21 protein-coding genes are annotated in these 16,882 nt (G+C 43.7%); 17 read left to right on the forward strand and 4 right to left on the reverse strand.

Going from position 1 to position 16,882, the window contains the following annotated elements; all coding sequences use genetic code 11:
• Positions 1–2: 2 nt before the first annotated feature.
• The 3 genes from QNH15_RS07990 (at position 3) to QNH15_RS08000 (ending at position 1,656) form a co-directional block, all read left to right on the forward strand.
• On the forward strand, positions 3–422 hold the full coding sequence (locus QNH15_RS07990; protein WP_283893905.1) for a VOC family protein: 420 nt from the start codon (positions 3–5) through the stop codon (positions 420–422).
• Between the two features lie 14 nt (positions 423–436).
• Complete coding sequence (locus QNH15_RS07995) at positions 437–838, forward strand: DUF1801 domain-containing protein (RefSeq protein WP_283893906.1); 402 nt, start codon at positions 437–439, stop codon at positions 836–838.
• 128 nt (positions 839–966) lie between these two features.
• A complete protein-coding gene (locus tag QNH15_RS08000; RefSeq protein ID WP_283893908.1) occupies positions 967–1,656 on the forward strand; it encodes an N-acetylmuramoyl-L-alanine amidase in 690 nt (229 codons plus the stop codon).
• 47 nt (positions 1,657–1,703) lie between these two features.
• Here the strand turns inward: QNH15_RS08000 and QNH15_RS08005 are convergent, their stop codons facing one another.
• The gene (locus tag QNH15_RS08005; protein ID WP_283895487.1) at positions 1,704–2,906 is read right to left on the reverse strand and encodes an aminotransferase-like domain-containing protein; all 1,203 of its coding nucleotides are present in this window, start codon (positions 2,904–2,906) and stop codon (positions 1,704–1,706) included.
• Between the two features lie 198 nt (positions 2,907–3,104).
• Between QNH15_RS08005 and QNH15_RS08010 the strand changes: the two genes are divergently transcribed.
• On the forward strand, positions 3,105–3,854 hold the full coding sequence (locus tag QNH15_RS08010; RefSeq protein ID WP_283893910.1) for an alpha/beta hydrolase: 750 nt from the start codon (positions 3,105–3,107) through the stop codon (positions 3,852–3,854).
• Here QNH15_RS08010 and QNH15_RS08015 read toward each other — a convergent pair.
• Complete coding sequence (locus QNH15_RS08015; RefSeq protein ID WP_283893912.1) at positions 3,851–5,329, reverse strand: flavin monoamine oxidase family protein; 1,479 nt, start codon at positions 5,327–5,329, stop codon at positions 3,851–3,853. The genes QNH15_RS08010 and QNH15_RS08015 overlap by 4 nt on opposite strands.
• Positions 5,330–5,486: 157 nt before the next feature.
• On the opposite strand from QNH15_RS08015, the gene QNH15_RS08020 reads away from it, so the two are divergent.
• From QNH15_RS08020 to QNH15_RS08035, 4 genes are all read left to right on the forward strand, one after another.
• Entirely contained in the window at positions 5,487–6,245 is a 759-nt protein-coding gene (locus tag QNH15_RS08020) for a type II toxin-antitoxin system SpoIISA family toxin (RefSeq protein WP_061968295.1), read from the forward strand.
• Entirely contained in the window at positions 6,230–6,418 is a 189-nt protein-coding gene (locus QNH15_RS08025) for a hypothetical protein (RefSeq protein ID WP_061968297.1), read from the forward strand. Before QNH15_RS08020 ends, QNH15_RS08025 begins: the two co-directional genes overlap by 16 nt.
• 95 nt (positions 6,419–6,513) lie before the next feature.
• Complete coding sequence (locus tag QNH15_RS08030; protein ID WP_156412551.1) at positions 6,514–6,663, forward strand: hypothetical protein; 150 nt, start codon at positions 6,514–6,516, stop codon at positions 6,661–6,663.
• A 109-nt stretch (positions 6,664–6,772) separates the two neighbouring features.
• A complete protein-coding gene (locus QNH15_RS08035) occupies positions 6,773–6,985 on the forward strand; it encodes a DNA-directed RNA polymerase subunit alpha C-terminal domain-containing protein (RefSeq protein WP_420889632.1) in 213 nt (70 codons plus the stop codon).
• 36 nt (positions 6,986–7,021) lie between these two features.
• Here the strand turns inward: QNH15_RS08035 and QNH15_RS08040 are convergent, their stop codons facing one another.
• Positions 7,022–7,417, reverse strand: coding sequence for a hypothetical protein (locus tag QNH15_RS08040; protein ID WP_283893918.1), 396 nt, complete (start codon positions 7,415–7,417; stop codon positions 7,022–7,024).
• A gap of 212 nt (positions 7,418–7,629) precedes the next feature.
• Here QNH15_RS08040 and QNH15_RS08045 point away from each other — a divergent pair, with 212 nt between their 5' ends.
• From QNH15_RS08045 to QNH15_RS08055, 3 genes are read left to right on the forward strand one after another with little or no spacing between them, the layout of a single operon-like run.
• Positions 7,630–8,778 carry an iron-containing alcohol dehydrogenase gene (locus QNH15_RS08045; protein ID WP_090232410.1) on the forward strand — a complete coding sequence of 383 codons (1,149 nt, stop codon included), beginning with the start codon at positions 7,630–7,632 and terminating at the stop codon, positions 8,776–8,778.
• Between the two features lie 20 nt (positions 8,779–8,798).
• Positions 8,799–10,430: an ATP-binding protein gene (locus QNH15_RS08050; RefSeq protein ID WP_283895489.1), complete on the forward strand. Its 1,632-nt coding sequence runs from the start codon at positions 8,799–8,801 to the stop codon at positions 10,428–10,430.
• A 30-nt stretch (positions 10,431–10,460) separates the two neighbouring features.
• Positions 10,461–11,912 (forward strand): sigma-54-dependent transcriptional regulator, encoded by a 1,452-nt coding sequence (locus QNH15_RS08055; RefSeq protein WP_283893921.1) that lies wholly within the window; start codon positions 10,461–10,463, stop codon positions 11,910–11,912.
• A 44-nt stretch (positions 11,913–11,956) separates the two neighbouring features.
• Here the strand turns inward: QNH15_RS08055 and adhP are convergent, their stop codons facing one another.
• Positions 11,957–12,967 (reverse strand): alcohol dehydrogenase AdhP, encoded by a 1,011-nt coding sequence (adhP, locus tag QNH15_RS08060; protein ID WP_283893923.1) that lies wholly within the window; start codon positions 12,965–12,967, stop codon positions 11,957–11,959.
• A 290-nt stretch (positions 12,968–13,257) separates the two neighbouring features.
• On the opposite strand from adhP, the gene QNH15_RS08065 reads away from it, so the two are divergent.
• The 6 genes from QNH15_RS08065 to QNH15_RS08090 all read left to right on the forward strand — a co-directional run bounded on the left by QNH15_RS08065 (position 13,258) and on the right by QNH15_RS08090 (position 16,874).
• Positions 13,258–13,815, forward strand: coding sequence for a peptidoglycan-binding domain-containing protein (locus QNH15_RS08065; protein WP_283893925.1), 558 nt, complete (start codon positions 13,258–13,260; stop codon positions 13,813–13,815).
• Between the two features lie 118 nt (positions 13,816–13,933).
• Positions 13,934–14,404, forward strand: coding sequence for a DinB family protein (locus tag QNH15_RS08070; protein WP_283893926.1), 471 nt, complete (start codon positions 13,934–13,936; stop codon positions 14,402–14,404).
• Between the two features lie 126 nt (positions 14,405–14,530).
• Entirely contained in the window at positions 14,531–14,956 is a 426-nt protein-coding gene (locus tag QNH15_RS08075; protein ID WP_061968314.1) for a DMT family transporter, read from the forward strand.
• A gap of 27 nt (positions 14,957–14,983) precedes the next feature.
• Positions 14,984–15,682 carry a Crp/Fnr family transcriptional regulator gene (locus QNH15_RS08080; protein WP_283893928.1) on the forward strand — a complete coding sequence of 233 codons (699 nt, stop codon included), beginning with the start codon at positions 14,984–14,986 and terminating at the stop codon, positions 15,680–15,682.
• Between the two features lie 20 nt (positions 15,683–15,702).
• Entirely contained in the window at positions 15,703–16,170 is a 468-nt protein-coding gene (locus QNH15_RS08085) for a DMT family transporter (protein ID WP_061968319.1), read from the forward strand.
• Positions 16,167–16,874 carry a YjjG family noncanonical pyrimidine nucleotidase gene (locus QNH15_RS08090; protein WP_283893930.1) on the forward strand — a complete coding sequence of 236 codons (708 nt, stop codon included), beginning with the start codon at positions 16,167–16,169 and terminating at the stop codon, positions 16,872–16,874. Before QNH15_RS08085 ends, QNH15_RS08090 begins: the two co-directional genes overlap by 4 nt.
• Positions 16,875–16,882: the final 8 nt, after the last annotated feature.

Consider the following 16,882-nt stretch of genomic DNA (forward strand, 5'->3'; position numbering starts at 1 on the left):
CCATGAAACCTAGAATTACGGTTATAACGTTAGGTGTGGATGATTTAGAAAGAGCAGTGACATTCTATCGTGATGGTTTGGGCTTTGAGACAGAGGGCATCATAGGCACTGAATTTGAGCATGGGGCTGTCGCTTTTTTTGACCTGCAGTCCTGCTTGAAGCTTGCGCTATGGCACCGCAGGGATCTGGCTCATGAGGCGAAGATTCCCATGTTTGTTTCGAGTCCAGGCGAATTTACACTCGGGCACAATGTCAGCAGCAAGGATGAAGTGGATCAGGTGATGGAGGAAGCCGAACAGGCGGGAGCCGTCATTTCTGATCCGGCACATGACACGTTCTGGGGCGGGTATTCCGGCCACTTTCATGACCCTGATGGCCATTTATGGGAAGTCGTTTACAATCCGGCCTGGGAGGGAGAATAAGGAGGAGAAGGACGATGGTAACCAAGAAGAAGTCTGGTGAGGAAGAAGTACTGACGTTTATGCAAGTATTGGATCATCCGCTCAAACAGGAAATTCAACGTGTTCGGGAAATTATACAGGATAAGCACCCTGAGTTAAACGAACAAATCAAATGGAATGCTCCAAGCTATTGCTATGAGGGTGAGGATTGCCTGACGTTTAATTTGCATGGAAAGGGATTCTTTCGTCTGATCTTCCATTGCGGGGCAAATATTAAAGAACCGAAAAGCATGAGACTCCTCGTCAAGGACACAACGGGATTGTTGGAGTGGCTCGCCGATGACCGCGCGATGGTTAAATTTTACGATATGAATGACGTAGAAGCTAAGGGCGAGAAACTGGGGGAAGTGATCCAGATCTGGCTTCAGGAATCCTGACACGGATTTTGTATGCTATTTACGTAAACTAGGAGGCATAACCACTACTAAATAACTGCATATAATGGTAGAGAGAATAAGAGATTTCTCTTGTCTCAAGTTTTCTTACAACAAGGAGTGTTTAGTAGATGGCAAAGATTTTTATCGATCCGGGGCATGGGGGCAGTGATTCAGGAGCCACAGGAAACGGCTTGCTGGAGAAGAACATTACCTTGCAAATTGCCACGAGGATCAAAAATATTCTGCTTACAGAGTACAATGGTGTTGAAGTCATGATGAGCAGGACGACGGATGAGTTTGTATCATTGAAGGACAGAACAGACGCAGCCAACCGATGGGGCACTGATTATTTATTGTCTGTTCACATAAATGCTGGTGGCGGGACAGGCTTTGAGAGCTATATTTATCCTGGAACCACAGCGCCTACAACAACCTACCGCAACAATATTCATGATGCTGTTCTTGAAATGGTGGACTTTAGGGACCGGGGAAAAAAAACGGCTGACTTTCATATGTTGAGAGAATCATACATGCCGGCGGTTTTAACGGAAAACGGTTTTATTGATACTGCTGCAGATGCGGACCAGTTAAAATCTGCTTCATTTCTTACCAGCATTGCGCGCGGACATGTAGATGGGCTGGTAAAAAATTTTAACCTGAAAAGGAAGCCCACAGCCGTTTATCATACCGTTGCTCCCGGGGATACGGTATATTCTCTTGGAAAAACATTCAAATCGACGATAAATCAAATTAAGAAGTGGAACAATCTGGACAAGAAGTATACGATTTATGTTGGACAAGGCCTGCGGGTGAAATAAATAGAAAAGGAACCTCCTTTTAAAAAGAGAGGTTCCTTCTTTGTGTTTTATGATAATACCGCGTTTTTCTCTAGTGATTCCTTAAACAAATCGGTCATGATAGTGATGCCGCTCTCGATTTGTTCAATGGTTGGATGGCTAAAATTCAAGCGCATCGCGTTGGTTTTTGGCAAGGAGGCGAAGAATGGTTCACCCGGTACGTAAGCGACACCACGGGAAACCGCTTCTGACAACAGTTCAGTCGTGTTAATATGCTCATCTAGCTCCAGCCAAAAGAACATGCCGCCTTTTGGTTTGTTTAGTTTTAAACCAGGAAGATTGGCATTCTTCAAACAGTTGTACATGGCATTCATCCGTTTTTCGTATTCTGCGATCAGCCGATTGATGTGCCCATCCATATCAAAGCCTGTGCAGAAATGGTACAGGGCCTGCTGAGACAATGAATTGGAATGAAGGTCATTTGCCTGTTTGGCTTGAGACATCATGCGGACAATCTGGAACGGACCTGCAACCCACCCGGTGCGGAGGGCTGGAACAGCCGTCTTGGAAAACGTGCTTGTATACAGAACACAGCTTCCGTCATCAAGTGCTGCGAGAGGAGTGTATGTTTCCTCACGATTAAATTGAAGATCGCCATACGGATCATCTTCAAGAACAACAATGTTATGTCGGTGCGCTTCCTGAAGCAGCATTTTTCGGCGTTCCAGTGACCAAACCTTTCCGGCCGGATTGGAGAAGGTCGGAACCACGTAAATACATTTTGGTTTGTATTCTTTAATTTTGGCTTGCAGGTCATCCGGAATCATGCCATCTTCATCAGAGGCAACACCAATTACTCGTGCTTCATAAGATTTGAACACCTGAAGGGCAGCAAGGTAGGTGGGATCTTCTGTTAAAATGACATCCCCCGGATTCAACATCACGCGGGAAAAAAGATCGATAACCTGCTGAGAGCCAGTTGTCAGCATAATGTCTTTGGTTGTGTAATTTGTAATGCCTTTTCGCGACATACGTTCAAGAATCACTTCACGAAGGGGCAAATATCCTTCAGTTTCACTATATTGTAAAGCATGTTTTCCGGAAGCGAATACTTTGGAAAATGCTTCTTCGATGGCTTCTGCAGGAAACAACTGATCATCAGGCAAACCGCCTGCGAACGAAATGACACCTTCCTGATTGACAACTTTTAAAATATCTCTGACAGCAGAAGATTGTAATGAATAAATTCGATGGGCAAATGCGTACTTCAAAACGGACACCTCGGTTAAAGTTTTAATGAACATTTTACTCCTTCTATAGCGAATGTCAATGACAATTCTGAAAATAGTTCTAAATTTTGTGTGAATTTTCTAATAAAATACATTTGCGGAAGGTTTGTGGGCCGTTTCTTTTTCGATTTATGGTCTTGTGATATTGTAATTAGAGTAAAAAGGATCGGAGGCATCAGGATGAAAATGGTACCAGCAAAGCCTTTTTTCTTTGAAGGAGGGAAACGGGCAGTCCTGCTTCTGCACGGATTTACCGGGAATACGGTGGATGTACGGGAGCTGGGACGCTATCTGAATGATAAGGGTTATACATGTCTTGGACCGTTGTATGAAGGGCATGGCGATACGCCTGAACGACTGGTCACCACAACGGCTGGACAATGGTGGAAAAGCGTAGAAGAAGGTTATCAATCGTTAAAAGAAAAGGGATATGAAGAAATCGCCGTGATCGGACTTTCTCTCGGCGGTGTGTTCGCCATAAAGACAGCCTATACTTATCCAGTAAAAGGATTAGTATCCATGTGTGCTCCTGTCAAACCCAAGAGTACGGAGGATCTTGGCCTGCATGTCAGTTCTTTTACCAAACGCTATAAAAAGATTTTACGAAAACCAGCTGAGCAAATTGAAGCGGAATGGGAAGAGCTAAAGCCGCAGTCGGATGAGGCGGTCAAGTCATTGCAAGCCGTGATTGAAGAGGTCGGCCCGCGCCTTGGCCGGATTTACTGTCCGGTGCTGGTGGTGCAATCTGGGAAAGACCATCCCACCAACCAAGAGAGTGCTCAGATTATTTATGATGAAGTTTCTACTCAAAATAAATCCCTTGTTTGGTATGAAAATTCTCCACACCTTGTAACAAGGGGCCCTGACAGAGGAAAGCTTCATAAGGAGGTACTGCAGTTCCTGGAAGGGTTGGAATGGAACATAAATTAGTAAGACCTTGGAAGATTAGTTACCTCGTATGCAACGCGTATCCCTGATTGAATCGCTCCTTCAATCCATGCAGGTGCCGTTGAAGTATGCTCACCAGCGAAATGCACTCTTCCTTCCGGTGTAGGAATGAAGGGGAATAATTCGGTCTCCTGTGAAGGCTTGAACATTGAAAAGGCTCCTCCTGAAAACTGATATTGGGACCAACTGTGCGAAGCCCCGGTTAAAAAATCATCATAAATGTATTTTCCATGTACTGTGGCCAGATTATCCAGAGCATTTCTTATCCGATCACCTTCAGGAAGGTTATCCCAGGATAGAGTATCATCCTCCCATGTGTAGCTGGCCAGTATAATTCCAGATCCGGAAGTTCCAATAAGATGACTTGGATAGTATGCAAATCGAATGGGAAGGTCTGTCATCAATTTTCCTCCCGCAATTCCTTCCTTTTCCCAAAAACGCCTTTTAAATTGGAGACCAATCTTTGTGGAAGCCACATAGTGCAGTTCCCTTATGGCCTTCCACTTGTTATGGGAAATTGAATTTCTCGGTTCGATTTCCACAAAAGAAAGCAGCGAGAAGGGGATTGTAATAATGGCAAGATCGCCTGTGACGGTGAGTGGCCGCTGACTTTTTGTGTGTCTGGAGTGAATGGTTACCTGCCGGTTGTGCTGAACAATTTTTGTCATTTGGTATCCAAAGTGCAGGTTCTCTTTTAAGAAGGGCAAAAATGATTTGGGAAGACGGTCATTTCCTCCTTCAACTTCATAAAACTGGATATCCGGGCTAAATAGGGGGAGAAGCTCTCTTAAAATTGCTGGGAACGATAACTCGGGAAAGCCCTCCAGTCCAACCAAGACTTTAATACTTTCAATCGCACCGGGGGAAAGACTTGGACCAACAGGGTTATAGCGGAGGAAAAAAGACATTGGGTATTTATCAAAGTCTCTTACGACTTTGTTCCAATTCTCAAGGGGATTTTTCCTAATGAAATCGGCGACTGGTTTGATAGCCATCATTAATAGCTGTTCAGCGGATTTTCCTCGTTCATGGGGTTCTACAGGGTAATGGAGAATATCGGGATTCCGCTGATACTCTTTTTGATTGGTTTTTATTCCATTAGCGTAAATGAGGTCATTTGAAGTAGCATTCAGAAATTTGTTTGCTTTTAAATTGAACTTCTTTAAATACTCCAGTACTAAGTAGTGGTTTTGCGGGATACGCATAGCCCCAACATCCAAATACAAATCGTCCATAAAAGGGCTTCTCATGGTATAGACACGGCCGCCTACTCTTTCTGTCGCTTCCAGTACCGTTACATCATGTCCCGCCTGCTTTAATAACGAGGCTGAGACAAGACCGGACATGCCGGCTCCTACGATAATTATTTTCTTTTGAACCTGTGATAAACCAAGGCCATTCCGTATAATGGAAAGCATTTGCTCCGTAGGCAATTGGAGCAATCGGCTTGAAGGCATAGGAGTCCTCCTCGTTCTTGTTTTTTCACGAGAGTCAAATTCTATTACTAATATATTTTATATGAGGAATTCGTCACAAGAATGCTTTTTTAGCAGGATTCTTCCCTTTTGTAATGGAATTTAGGTGGTAGACAGCAGGGGACAGGAGGGAGACGCGTTGATCTGGTTTTTTCGGGTGGTCGTTTGGGTTGTATTTGTAGGAATTGGGGCTTATCTTATCTTTTATTGGCGGGATGAGGAACGGGCCGAGCAGAAGTTGGATGCAATCCGGAAATTATGGTATGTGCTGTACATATTTGGCGCCCTGATCTACTGGACGGGGAATCCGCACAGCATCTTTACCAATTGGGATCACTATCTGGTGGTACTGATGGTGTTTGTGCTGATTGATGCCTTCATTTTCCTGAGTTTGTACTTAAAGAAAATCGGGAATAATGAACTAGCAAGAATTACAAAATCCGTGGAAAACAACCAGATGCTGCTCGATGATTTGCGGGCCAAAGTAAATAATGCGCTGTATATCTTGAAAACGGAAGGAATCACGGCGTATTATGGAAGTAAGGAAAATTATTTATACGGACTCAAACTCGTTCTTGAGGCGTATGTTGAAAAAGAAGGGCATAGTTTTACGATCCTGCCGTTTACAACACCTCAGGAAAAAAACGAAGCTTTGGCGATGTATTCGAACGCCAGCTTGATTCAATCGACATTATCACGGGCGGAAGCCTACTACAATAAAGAAGATAACTTTGCGTTTTATCCATTTAATATTGAAGATGAAACCTATGTGATTCGTATTTCTTCAACAGCAAAAGTCAGCGATGTGGATTGTTCCCTGATGGGCATCCTGCTCGCCACGTATGATATTTTAGTACAGGCATTGGAAAGGAGTGAGGAGGCATGGCAAGAGGATTAGATGTTCTGGGAAGCCAGCCGGTTTCGCTGAAAAGCGATCGTAAAGGAGTCACACTGAAACCGAGAATTGAGTTCCCGAAAGTAGGAATCAGCCATCACACCTTGCAGGTGATGGAGGAGAACGAACGGATTATACAAAAAGGGCAGCGGCGCGGTACATTTAAGCATAGATAGGCAGGGGCAGCGGACATTTCCGCTGCTTTTTTGTATGAATTTCCAATTGGATTGCATATACTAAAGCAAACATCCATGAAGCTGGAGGGAAGTTTGTGAAAAGCAAACGGTTTGTGTCCCGGATTCAAGGTCCCAAACCGACCTTGTCCCATTTTGAAAAAGCGTTAAAGGAAGAGAATCATTCCATCGTAACGTTTTTAAATGAACTTCGGAAAAAGCGGTGGACATTTTTCACCGGTAAATAATAAAGCATGGAAGAAAGGGGCTCCCTTTCTTTTTTTGTGTGTTTGGAGATACTGCAGGAATGGAAGAAGAATTAGCGAAAAGTGAACGAAAGTATACATTCGAGAGGGGGTGAGGAAGTTGGCGCAGACAATCGAGGAGCAATTTCCGCCGAAAATGGCCAAACCGGCACAGCGCGCTTTAGCCGGTGCCGGCATTACCAGTTATCAAGAACTTTCGAAGCATAGCGAAGAAAAAGTATCCAAGCTTCATGGGATGGGTCCAAAAGCAATGAACCAGTTAAAAGAAGCACTCGAAAAACAGGGGCTCAACTTTTCCGAATAGGATGATGACCGGATACACCTTCTTCTTTACAATTCCCTAAAATGAGGGCACATCAGAGAAAAAGGTAGTGGAAGTATTGAAGAAGAAAGCCATAGCTGCAGCAACACTTTCATTGGCACTTATCACATCATTTGGCGTAAAGCAAATGGCAATGCAAAAGAAGAGCTGTCTGCCCATCTTAATAAAGCAAAGAATGTCATCATGTTTGTTGGTGACGGTATGGGGGCTTCCCTCAGAGAAGCCATTCGTTTGGCCGCTCAAGGCCTGAATGGCGAGCTCGCTATGAACAATAAGCCGGTTACCGGAAAAAAGTACTGCTGGCAGGTCGAGCAGTGCTTTTTTGTTTTTCGGAAAATGAAAATGACTTGATATGCAACTATTCCTGTCAACCGCAACTAAATCGTGTCGAACCGCAAGTAATGTCCAAGCCAAGAGACCATAACACCTCAAAACGCTGATCAAACCATCGAATTTCCTTTAACTAGCCCTCTTTATTCTCAATACCATGAGACGTAATACATGTTTTTCGGAGAAAGGTGTTGAGGAAGCCGATTTTCTATGGTATGTCTAATTAAAAGATAATTCTGTTATTCATTGAAATATCCATTATCAGCACAACTACAGCCATGGAAAAGGAGCGCCGAATGAACATCAATAAATTTGTTATGCCGGAAGTTATTTTTGGTCATGGTTCAAGGGATCAGGTTGGAGAAAGCTGTCTTCGCCTGGGAGCTAAAAAAGTGCTGATCGTAAGCGATCGGGGTGTCATGAATGAGGGGTGGCTCGAGAATGTGATTGAAAACTGCAAAAAGGCAGGGCTGCTCTTTGCTACGTTTTATGATATTACGACCAATCCAAAAGACTTTGAGGTTGAAAAGGGGAAAGAACAGTATATTGCTCATGAGTGTGATGCTGTCATTGGCGTAGGAGGAGGGAGCGCGATTGATACAGCAAAAGCAATCGCCATCCTGGTGACAAATGGCGGAAGTATTCATGATTATGAAGGTGTGGATAAAATCAATGAACCATTGCCGCCAATGGTTATGATCGCCACCACCGCTGGTTCGGGCTCTGAAGTCTCCCAGTTCTCTGTTATCGTTGACTCAAAAAATAAAAAGAAAATGACCATTGTATCGAAATCATTAGTTCCCGATATTGCGATTGTTGATCCTCAAACACTGACGACCAAAAGTCCTCAATTGACCGCTTCAACCGGATTGGATGTATTAACCCATGCGATAGAAGCCTATGTAAGTATAGCAGCCACACCTTTGACAGATGTACAGGCCAAAAATGCGATTCAGCTTGTGGCAGACCATCTCCGTCCATCCGTTGCTTCGAAAATTAATATGGAATCCAAGTATCATATGGCGATGGCTTCCTTACAGGCAGGATTGGCTTTTTCGAACGCCATATTGGGAGCCGTGCATGCCATGTCACATGCCATTGGAGGCCGGTTTCCATTGCTTCATGGTGAGGTAAATGCCGTATTGCTGCCGCATGTCATGGAGTTCAACTTTCTTGCAGTACCGAAAAAATTCAGCACGATTGCTGAATTATGCGGAGAAAGCGTTCAGAACCTGTCAAATATAGAGGCAGGAAAAAAAGCTATTGATTATATTAAACAATTATCCCTGGATATCGGAGCACCACAGCGGCTATCGGAAATGGGACTTACGGATGAGGGGATTTCTGAAATGAGCCAGGTCGCATTGGAAGATGCATGCATGATAACCAATCCTCGTGATATTAAAATAGAAGATGTCATTCAGCTTTATCGACAAGCCTTGTAAGGGGGGTGGAAAAATTGTCCATGCGGCACCAATTAATTGAACAGCTTACGGGTGTTCAATCCTCAAAGCGTAATTACTACACCGAATTGAAAAAAACAGTCATGAAGATGCAGAAGAAAAATCTTCAGCTAGAAATTATTAATGATATGATGAAAAGCTTGAATGTGGAAATGCCGATGGATGAGATGTTAAAAAACATACTGGATAAATTGAAAACCATGTATGAATTTGATTCGATCAGCTTGTCCATTTGTCAGGGTGAAACACTCGTATTAACAAATTTTTATCCAAACGAACATGACGCAATGAATCATCAGCTTCATGATCGATCGATTTATGGAAGAGCATTGGATAGCGGTAAAATGCTGTACCATACCTTTGAGGAAGAGACTGAAACCGTTTCAGCTTCGGATCAGTCATTAAAAAGTATGTTGGTTTTCCCTCTGTACAGCAAAGGGACGGTGATTGGAGTCCTTGGCATAGGAAGCAAGGGGATCATCGAATATGATAAGTCAGATGGTTCTTTTCTTCAGCAGCTTTCCGATCATTTTTCGGTCTGTCTGGAAAATGCCAGACTTTACAACGAGGTTTTAAACGCCAAAAAAGAATGGGAAGATACGTTTTCAGCAGTGACTGATTTGATTTTCGTGCTCAACTTAAAGGGTGAAATTTTAAAGGTCAATGCATCTGCCAAAGACTATTTACAATTAAAAGATGCAGAGGAAACGGGGAGAAACATTCGACTTTTTCTCAATCATAATGAAATAGAAGTCCTGATGGAGGATTGTCTTCAAAAGAAAAAGGCTGCACTGCAAGAAATTCGAAGAGCAGACGGACAAATATTTGAAACCACTATTTCTCCGGTGCTAAATGAAAAAAAACAAATGTATGGGTTGATTTTATATTTACGAAATGTTTCTGCAAAACGGAAAATGGAAGCCCAGCTTGTACAATCCGGCAAGCTTGCAGCAATCGGGGAGTTAGCGGCAGGTGTGGCCCACGAACTGAACAATCCGTTAACCGCTATCCTGGGGAATTCACAATTGTTGTTAAGAACAGCGAATAAAGATGAACCTTCATACCGGCTGTTAACCGACATCGTGAACTGTGGAAAAAGGAGCAAGAGTATTATTCAAAATTTGTTAACATTCTCGAGACAGGATGAATATTTTTTTGAGGAATGTTCCCTTAACGAGGTGATTGATCAATATTTAAGCTTAATTGTGTACCAGATTGAGAAGCAAAATGTAAGAGTGGAGGTAGTAAAACAATCACCGCTTCCCAAAATCAACGGAAATCAGAAGCAAATCGGCCAGATAATGATCAATTTATTACTAAATGCAAAGGATGCGCTTGAGAACAGAAGCGAAAAAAATAAAAAGGTTACCATATCTACAGCCTCCTGTCTGGTAAAGGGAAAAGAGTGGATTTGCCTGTCCGTTACTGACAACGGGATAGGAATCAGTGATAAACAGATCCAGGAGATTTTCCATCCCTTTATTACCACAAAAAAGGAAGGGAAAGGCACAGGCCTTGGTTTATCTGTGAGCCTGGGAATTGCCCAGGCTCATGGTGGAACGATTGAGGTCAAAAGCGAAATGGGGCTGGGGAGTACATTTACTCTTTTCTTGCCTGCAATAATGGATGAATAGATTTGAATTGAGAGCTAAGGCGGGGATAGCATGATTAATATTTTAATCATTGATGATGAACCGGAAGTAGGGCATTTTTTATCGTATTTGTTATCCAGTAAAGGTTACACCGTTTCCCTTGGAGGGAGCGGTAAAGATTTTTACCATTTAATCAGGGAGCGGGTCTATGATTTGGCTCTGCTGGATATTCGACTGCCTGATGCCAATGGTCTCGATATTCTTAAACAGCTCAAGAAAACATCTCCCGGGTGCAAGTCCATTGTAATGACTGGTTATAGTACGATCAAAACAGCAGTGGATGCTATTAAATTAGGGGCAAATGATTACATTGAAAAGCCGTTTGAAGATATTGATGAATTGGAGTCTTTAATTGATCGCCTGCTTCATCATAACCAGACGGTCAATGACAGTGAAATACATAGAATTGCAAAACAAACAGGGTTGGTTATTGGCTCCGGCAAGGAAATGCGGCATTTGATTATGCTTGCTTATAAAATTGCAAAGAAAAATATCAATGTGCTGATTGAGGGAGAGACAGGAACAGGTAAAGAGGTGCTTGCTCATTTTGTTCATCAAGCCAGTTTAAGATCCGACAATCCCTTTCTTGCAGTGAATTGCGGTTCGCTTTCAGAATCTCTTTTGGAGAGTGAGCTTTTTGGCCATGAGAAAGGGGCATTTACCGGAGCCATAAAAGAACGAAAGGGAATATTTGAAATTGCCAATAAAGGAACAATATTTTTAGATGAGATTGCAGAAGCCTCTTTATCTACCCAAGTAAAGCTGCTGCGAGTGCTTGAATCAGGAGAGTATATGAGAGTTGGTGATGAAGCTGTCAGGAGAACGAACACACGAATAGTGGCTGCATCTCACGTGGATCTTGCTGGTGCCGTGGAACAAAAAATGTTCAGAGAAGACCTGCTCTATCGACTGGAGGTTGTAAAACTGACTATTCCTCCTCTTCGTGACCGTAAACAAGACATTCCGGAACTATTAACCTATTTTCTTGAAAAACAGCAATCCCAGCTCTCTTTTTCAGAAGAGGCGGTAAATCTATTACAGCACTATCAATGGCCTGGAAATATACGAGAACTTGTGAACGTTGTAAAACGTGCAACCGCTTTGGCTGAAGGAGAAACCCGGATGATTACATCCGAATATCTACCGGATAAACTAAGAGCTGCCACCTATGATAGGACTAGTTCTCGCGCCTCCATTATTCCTGCCTTAAGGAAATCAGAAAAGGATCTGCAATTTTACCTCGAGGACTGGGTCAAACATATACATCAATTATGGGCAGATGAACAGGACGTAGGGCTTGATGAAATTATTCAACAAGTGAAAGAGTTGGAAGTTCGTATCGGCAGGGCATTTGTTACAAAGATGCTGAAAGAAACGATGGGAAATCGAAAGGAAGCGGCGGAACGGTTAGAAATCACGACTCGTCAGCTGCGTTATTTTTTAAACGAAAAAAAGGGAGGCTAGCTCGTTCTCTTTGAGCTCAGCCTCCTTTTTGCTTTTCTGCCGTTCTACATGGTTAGTACATATCGTCCGTTGATTTCTCCTTTTTCCATCTTGTCAAAAATTTCATTAATCTGGTTGATCGGTGCTGTTTCAATATTCGTTTTTACTTTTCCTTGGGCAGCAAATGCAAGAGCTTCCTGCATGTCTTTTCTCGTTCCAACTATGGAGCCTTTGACTGAGACTCCGTTTAAAACGGTATCAAAAATCGGGATGGGCAGTTCATCGGCAGGTAGTCCAACCACAACCACCGTGCCGCCGCGTTTTACAGAATGATAGGCTTGTTCGAAAGCAATTCTTGAAACAGCCACACTGATGGCAGATTGAACGCCGCCGGTTTTCTCTTTAATGACTTGGACAGGGTCGTTATTTCTTCCGTTAACCGTTAGATCAGCGCCTAGTCTTTTTGCAAGTTCCAGCTTTTCGTCCTGGATATCGACTGCTATCACATTGAATCCCATTGCCTTTGCATATTGCAAAGCAACATGGCCGAGTCCTCCGATTCCATAAATGGCTACCCAGTCACCAGGTCTTGCTTCGGAAACTTTTAATGCTTTGTACGTAGTCACACCTGCACAAAGAATCGGGGCGATTTGCACAGGGTCAACATTTGGAGGGATTTTTGCGACATAGCTGGCAGGTGCTTTGCAGTACTCGGCATATCCGCCATCCACCGAATATCCGCCGTTCAGTTGGTCGGGACAGAGTGTCTCCCTGCCGGTTAAGCAATATTCACACTCTCCGCAAGCAGAATACAACCATGGAATCCCTACACGGTCACCAACTTTTACAGAAGTAACTCCTTCTGCAATTTCTTCTACAATCCCGACTCCTTCGTGTCCGGGAATGAGGGGGAGCTTTGGCTTGATTGGCCAATCGCCATGGGCGGCATGGAGATCGGTATGGCAGACGCCGCAAGCTTCAATTCTGACAAGCACTTCCCCAAATTCCAACTTCGGTTTTGGAACATCCTTAATTTCCAACTTGTTTTTAAATTCATTAACAACAGCTGCTTTCACACGAGTTCCTCCTTTTATGAATAGACTTCATCTCTTACTAGTGCAAGATTTGTGCCAACTCTATTTATCGTAAAACCGCTTACAAAAATCACAATGGCCTTCAGGGTGTGCCGATTTTTCGGCAAATTCACACAAAAAAACGGAAAAGAAGGTCGAGTGGTCGTCCGTAGCATTATATAAATATGGGTAATTTTACCTGTTTAGGTAATGTGAGGTTGTAAGGGACGAACGGCAGGGTATAGATTAATGTTGTGTGTTTTTCCAAAAACTTGTAAGGGGGCCATCGTTATATGAGTTTGAAGAAGTTTGTTATCTGCTTGACCGCTGCAGGGTTTCTGGCCGTTACACCTTTGTTTCCAACTCAATCGCATGCTGAATCACAAGTAAAGTCACAACAATTGAGCACACCTGAACCGTATCCCGGACATGTCATTAAATATGGGGATCGGGGTTCGGATGTGAAGAAGGTCCAACAACAGTTAACACGAAATTTGATTCCGACCACAGCGGATGGAATCTTTGGAAAAAAAACGCTCGAAAACGTCAAGCTGTTTCAGCACTACCGTTTTTTGACGGAAGACGGGATCGTGGGGCCAACTACATGGAATACCTTATATCAAACCAGTTTGCCATATCCTGGCCATGTCACCAAAAAAGGTGACAAAGGCGAGAATGTGGTCAACATTCAAAAACGGTTAAAAGTTGTGGTAGGCAATATTACAGTGGATGGAGATTTCGGTACCAAAACGGAAGCCAAAGTCAAAGAATTTCAAAAGAAAATGCACCTTCAGGTTGATGGCATAGTTGGCCGGGAAACGTGGGAAGTGCTGTTTAACTATCAAGAATAGAAATGTTTCACAGGGAGAGCAGCCTGCTGTTTTCCCTGTTTTTTATGGCTTTTGCAGAGGATATTACGTTGCGCTGTAGAAAGATGTTTTGAGGGTGACTAAACGTGAGGGGGAACATATGAAAACCTTGTTTCATTATAACTGGCAAGTCAGGGAAGACTGGTATAAGTGGTGTGAAGACGTACCGCTTAAAGAGCTTCTGAGGGAACGGACGGGAGGAGTAGGCGGGATTCTTCATACCCTGTTCCATATCGCGGATGTGGAATGGAGCTGGATACGGGGCATGAAGGGGGAACCTGACTTTCAGGAAAGTTTTGATGGGTATCGATCCCTGGAAAAGGTCAGGAGGCTCGACACCGAGTTTAAACCGGAAGTTCAGAACTTTGTGAACGCCTGGAACGACAGCATGGAACATCAACTCATGAAGGAACCCGGAAACGTCCGTTTTACCCATGGTGAAATTATGAGGCATATGATTGCCCATGAAATCCATCATATCGGTCAACTCTCTGTTTGGGCGAGGGAAATGGGAAGAGAACCGGTCACAGCCAATCTTATTCGCCGGGGGCTGGGAGTCATAGTTGGTTAATGAAAAAGCTGGGAAACCAGCTTTTTTATTTTTTCTTAATTTACTATAATGAGGACATATGTCCTTTCCTTTGCTTATGTCTTTCCCTGATAATGAGTAATGGAAATGAAAAAAGGGAGAGATAGGATGAAAGGGATTTTATTTGCACTCTTGGGCGGATTTTTTATCACCCTGCAGGGGGTGGCGAATTCCAGGATCAGCGAGGATATTGGCACCTGGCAGGCCACGACCCTGACGCAGGGTACAGGTTTTGTGGCGGCTTTGCTCTTGATGCTGGTGTTCCGGGATCATACATGGAAACAGTTTCGCCGGGTAAAACCCCTTTACCTGGCTGGAGGATCGTTCGCAGCGATCGTCATTTTCAGTAATGTGACGGCGATCCATTTGATTGGCGTGACCGTATCGATTTCTGCGCTCCTCATTGCACAGTTGAGCATTGCTTTTTTGACGGACAGCTTCGGTTGGTTCGGTGTAACCAAACAGCGGATGAAGCTGCCTCAGTTTATCGGCATCGGCATGATGATTGCCGGGGTACTGATACTGAGTTTTTAGGGGAAATGGCGAAGGGAAGGTGATAGAATGGAGGAGTTGAAGGACACAGACAGGATAACAGCCTATTTGTGCTCAAACGGAATCGAATCGCTATTCAATACCAGCCTGCAGCCGCATTTAACGCTCTGTACGTTTGAACAGGGCGAAAAGATATGTTCCCAGGGCGAACCCGCAGCCTACCTGTATGTTCTGGTTGAGGGAAAAGTGAAAGTGTATACCACTTCGCCGGAAGGGAAGACGTTAATCCTTTCGTTCAAAAACCCGCTGGAACTGATCGGTGATATTGAATATGTACGAGGAACAGAGACGGTCAATACGGTAGAGGCTGTATCACAGGTCACCATGATTGGTGTTCATCACCGCTGGTTGAAAAAATACGGAAGCGGCGACCCCGCATTTTTAAATTTTTTACTGAAAATTATCACCAATAAATTCTATATTAAATCTAATACATTGCGTTTTAACCTGCTGTACCCGGTGGAAGTCCGGCTGGCAAGCTATCTGCTGTCTGTTTCGTTTGATGCGTCGGATGGATTGTTAAACGGAAAGCACAGTACTGCGAGTCTGAAGGATGCCGCCAATCTGATTGGAACAAGCTATCGCCATCTGAACCGGGTGATCCAGCAGCTGTGTGCAGAAGGTCTTGTCGAGCGGTACAGCGGAGGAATACTTGTGAAAGATCATGAAGGGCTGAAGAAACTGGCGAATGATAATATTTACGAGTAAAGAAAAGGAGTAGGTGCTTTATGCTTTTGGGAATTCTTTTGGCATTGATTGCGGGTTCGCTTGTCGGGATGCAGAATATATTTAACAGCAAAGTAAATGAGCATGCAAATTCCTGGGCGACAACAACATTGGTGTTGTGCCTTGGCTTTCTTGCATCCCTGACGCTCGGATTTGTCTTTGAGGGCAGCAGAATCCTTGCTTTTCATCCGATGCAAACGTGGTATTGGTTCAGCGGGCTAATCGGTGTTGGAGTGGTTACGTGTGTCGTTCAGAGCATGAAAAGGCTACGGCCAACTGTTGCCATTTCAATTGTCATGGCTTCTCAGCTTGGATTTGCTCTGCTGATGGATACGTACGGTTTTTTAGGTTTGAAACCTGTCCCGTTCACAATTAAACAGCTGATTGGTGTGCTGATCATTATTGCAGGAATCGTTTTATTTAAATCCAACAGCAGAGAAGAAAACCAGCAAAAGGAGATGGCCTCATGAGAACCTACAAAACACTGTTATTTGATGCAGATGATACCCTTTTGGATTTTAAAGCAACGGAAAAAGCGGCATTGCGCATGCTGTTTGAACAAGAAAAGCTTCCATTTTCAGATGAAATGGAAACGCATTACAGAGAGCTGAACAGAAGCTTATGGAAGGCGTTTGAAGAGGGAGAAATCGAACGGACTGAACTGCTGAACACGCGCTTTGCCCTTTTTATGAAAGAGTATGGTCATGAAGCCGACGGTGTTTCCATGGAAAAAAGCTACCGTGCTTTTCTGGATGAGGGATTTCATCTTGTAGACGGGGCGATTGAATTGATCACGGAGCTGAAGGACCATTATCATGTTTACATCGTAACGAACGGTGTTTCGAAAACGCAGGATAAACGTCTGCGAGGATCAGGTTTGCACGGATTGTTCAAAGGGGTTTTTGTTTCAGAAGACACCGGGTATCAAAAGCCGATGAAAGAGTACTTTGATTATGTGTTTAAACGGGTTCCGGGATTTACACCGGAAGAAACTCTGATCATTGGGGATTCCTTGCATTCCGATATTAAAGGCGGCGAGCTGGCAGGTTTGGATACATGCTGGTTTAATCCTGAAGAGAAACCAAACGATTCGGGAATTGTGCCCACGTATGAAATTTGTAAATTGGATGAGCTGTATTCCATCCTGAATAGGAAAGCGGAAAAGAAACTTTAAACGAAGTT

Source organism: Fictibacillus enclensis (genome assembly GCF_030123385.1).
GTDB lineage: Bacteria > Bacillota > Bacilli > Bacillales > Fictibacillaceae > Fictibacillus_C > Fictibacillus_C enclensis.

What these genes read in the sequence shown, in the direction of transcription:
- QNH15_RS07990 (WP_283893905.1), top strand. Translation starts at nt 3, where the DNA reads ATGAAACCTAGAATTACGGTTATAACGTTAGGTGTGGATGATTTAGAA.
- QNH15_RS07995 (WP_283893906.1), top strand. Translation starts at nt 437, where the DNA reads ATGGTAACCAAGAAGAAGTCTGGTGAGGAAGAAGTACTGACGTTTATG.
- QNH15_RS08000 (WP_283893908.1), top strand. Translation starts at nt 967, where the DNA reads ATGGCAAAGATTTTTATCGATCCGGGGCATGGGGGCAGTGATTCAGGA.
- QNH15_RS08010 (WP_283893910.1), top strand. Translation starts at nt 3,105, where the DNA reads ATGAAAATGGTACCAGCAAAGCCTTTTTTCTTTGAAGGAGGGAAACGG.
- QNH15_RS08015 (WP_283893912.1), bottom strand. Translation starts at nt 5,329, where the DNA reads ATGCCTTCAAGCCGATTGCTCCAATTGCCTACGGAGCAAATGCTTTCC.
- QNH15_RS08025 (WP_061968297.1), top strand. Translation starts at nt 6,230, where the DNA reads ATGGCAAGAGGATTAGATGTTCTGGGAAGCCAGCCGGTTTCGCTGAAA.
- QNH15_RS08045 (WP_090232410.1), top strand. Translation starts at nt 7,630, where the DNA reads ATGAACATCAATAAATTTGTTATGCCGGAAGTTATTTTTGGTCATGGT.
- QNH15_RS08050 (WP_283895489.1), top strand. Translation starts at nt 8,799, where the DNA reads ATGCGGCACCAATTAATTGAACAGCTTACGGGTGTTCAATCCTCAAAG.
- QNH15_RS08055 (WP_283893921.1), top strand. Translation starts at nt 10,461, where the DNA reads ATGATTAATATTTTAATCATTGATGATGAACCGGAAGTAGGGCATTTT.
- QNH15_RS08065 (WP_283893925.1), top strand. Translation starts at nt 13,258, where the DNA reads ATGAGTTTGAAGAAGTTTGTTATCTGCTTGACCGCTGCAGGGTTTCTG.
- QNH15_RS08070 (WP_283893926.1), top strand. Translation starts at nt 13,934, where the DNA reads ATGAAAACCTTGTTTCATTATAACTGGCAAGTCAGGGAAGACTGGTAT.
- QNH15_RS08075 (WP_061968314.1), top strand. Translation starts at nt 14,531, where the DNA reads ATGAAAGGGATTTTATTTGCACTCTTGGGCGGATTTTTTATCACCCTG.
- QNH15_RS08080 (WP_283893928.1), top strand. Translation starts at nt 14,984, where the DNA reads ATGGAGGAGTTGAAGGACACAGACAGGATAACAGCCTATTTGTGCTCA.
- QNH15_RS08085 (WP_061968319.1), top strand. Translation starts at nt 15,703, where the DNA reads ATGCTTTTGGGAATTCTTTTGGCATTGATTGCGGGTTCGCTTGTCGGG.
- QNH15_RS08090 (WP_283893930.1), top strand. Translation starts at nt 16,167, where the DNA reads ATGAGAACCTACAAAACACTGTTATTTGATGCAGATGATACCCTTTTG.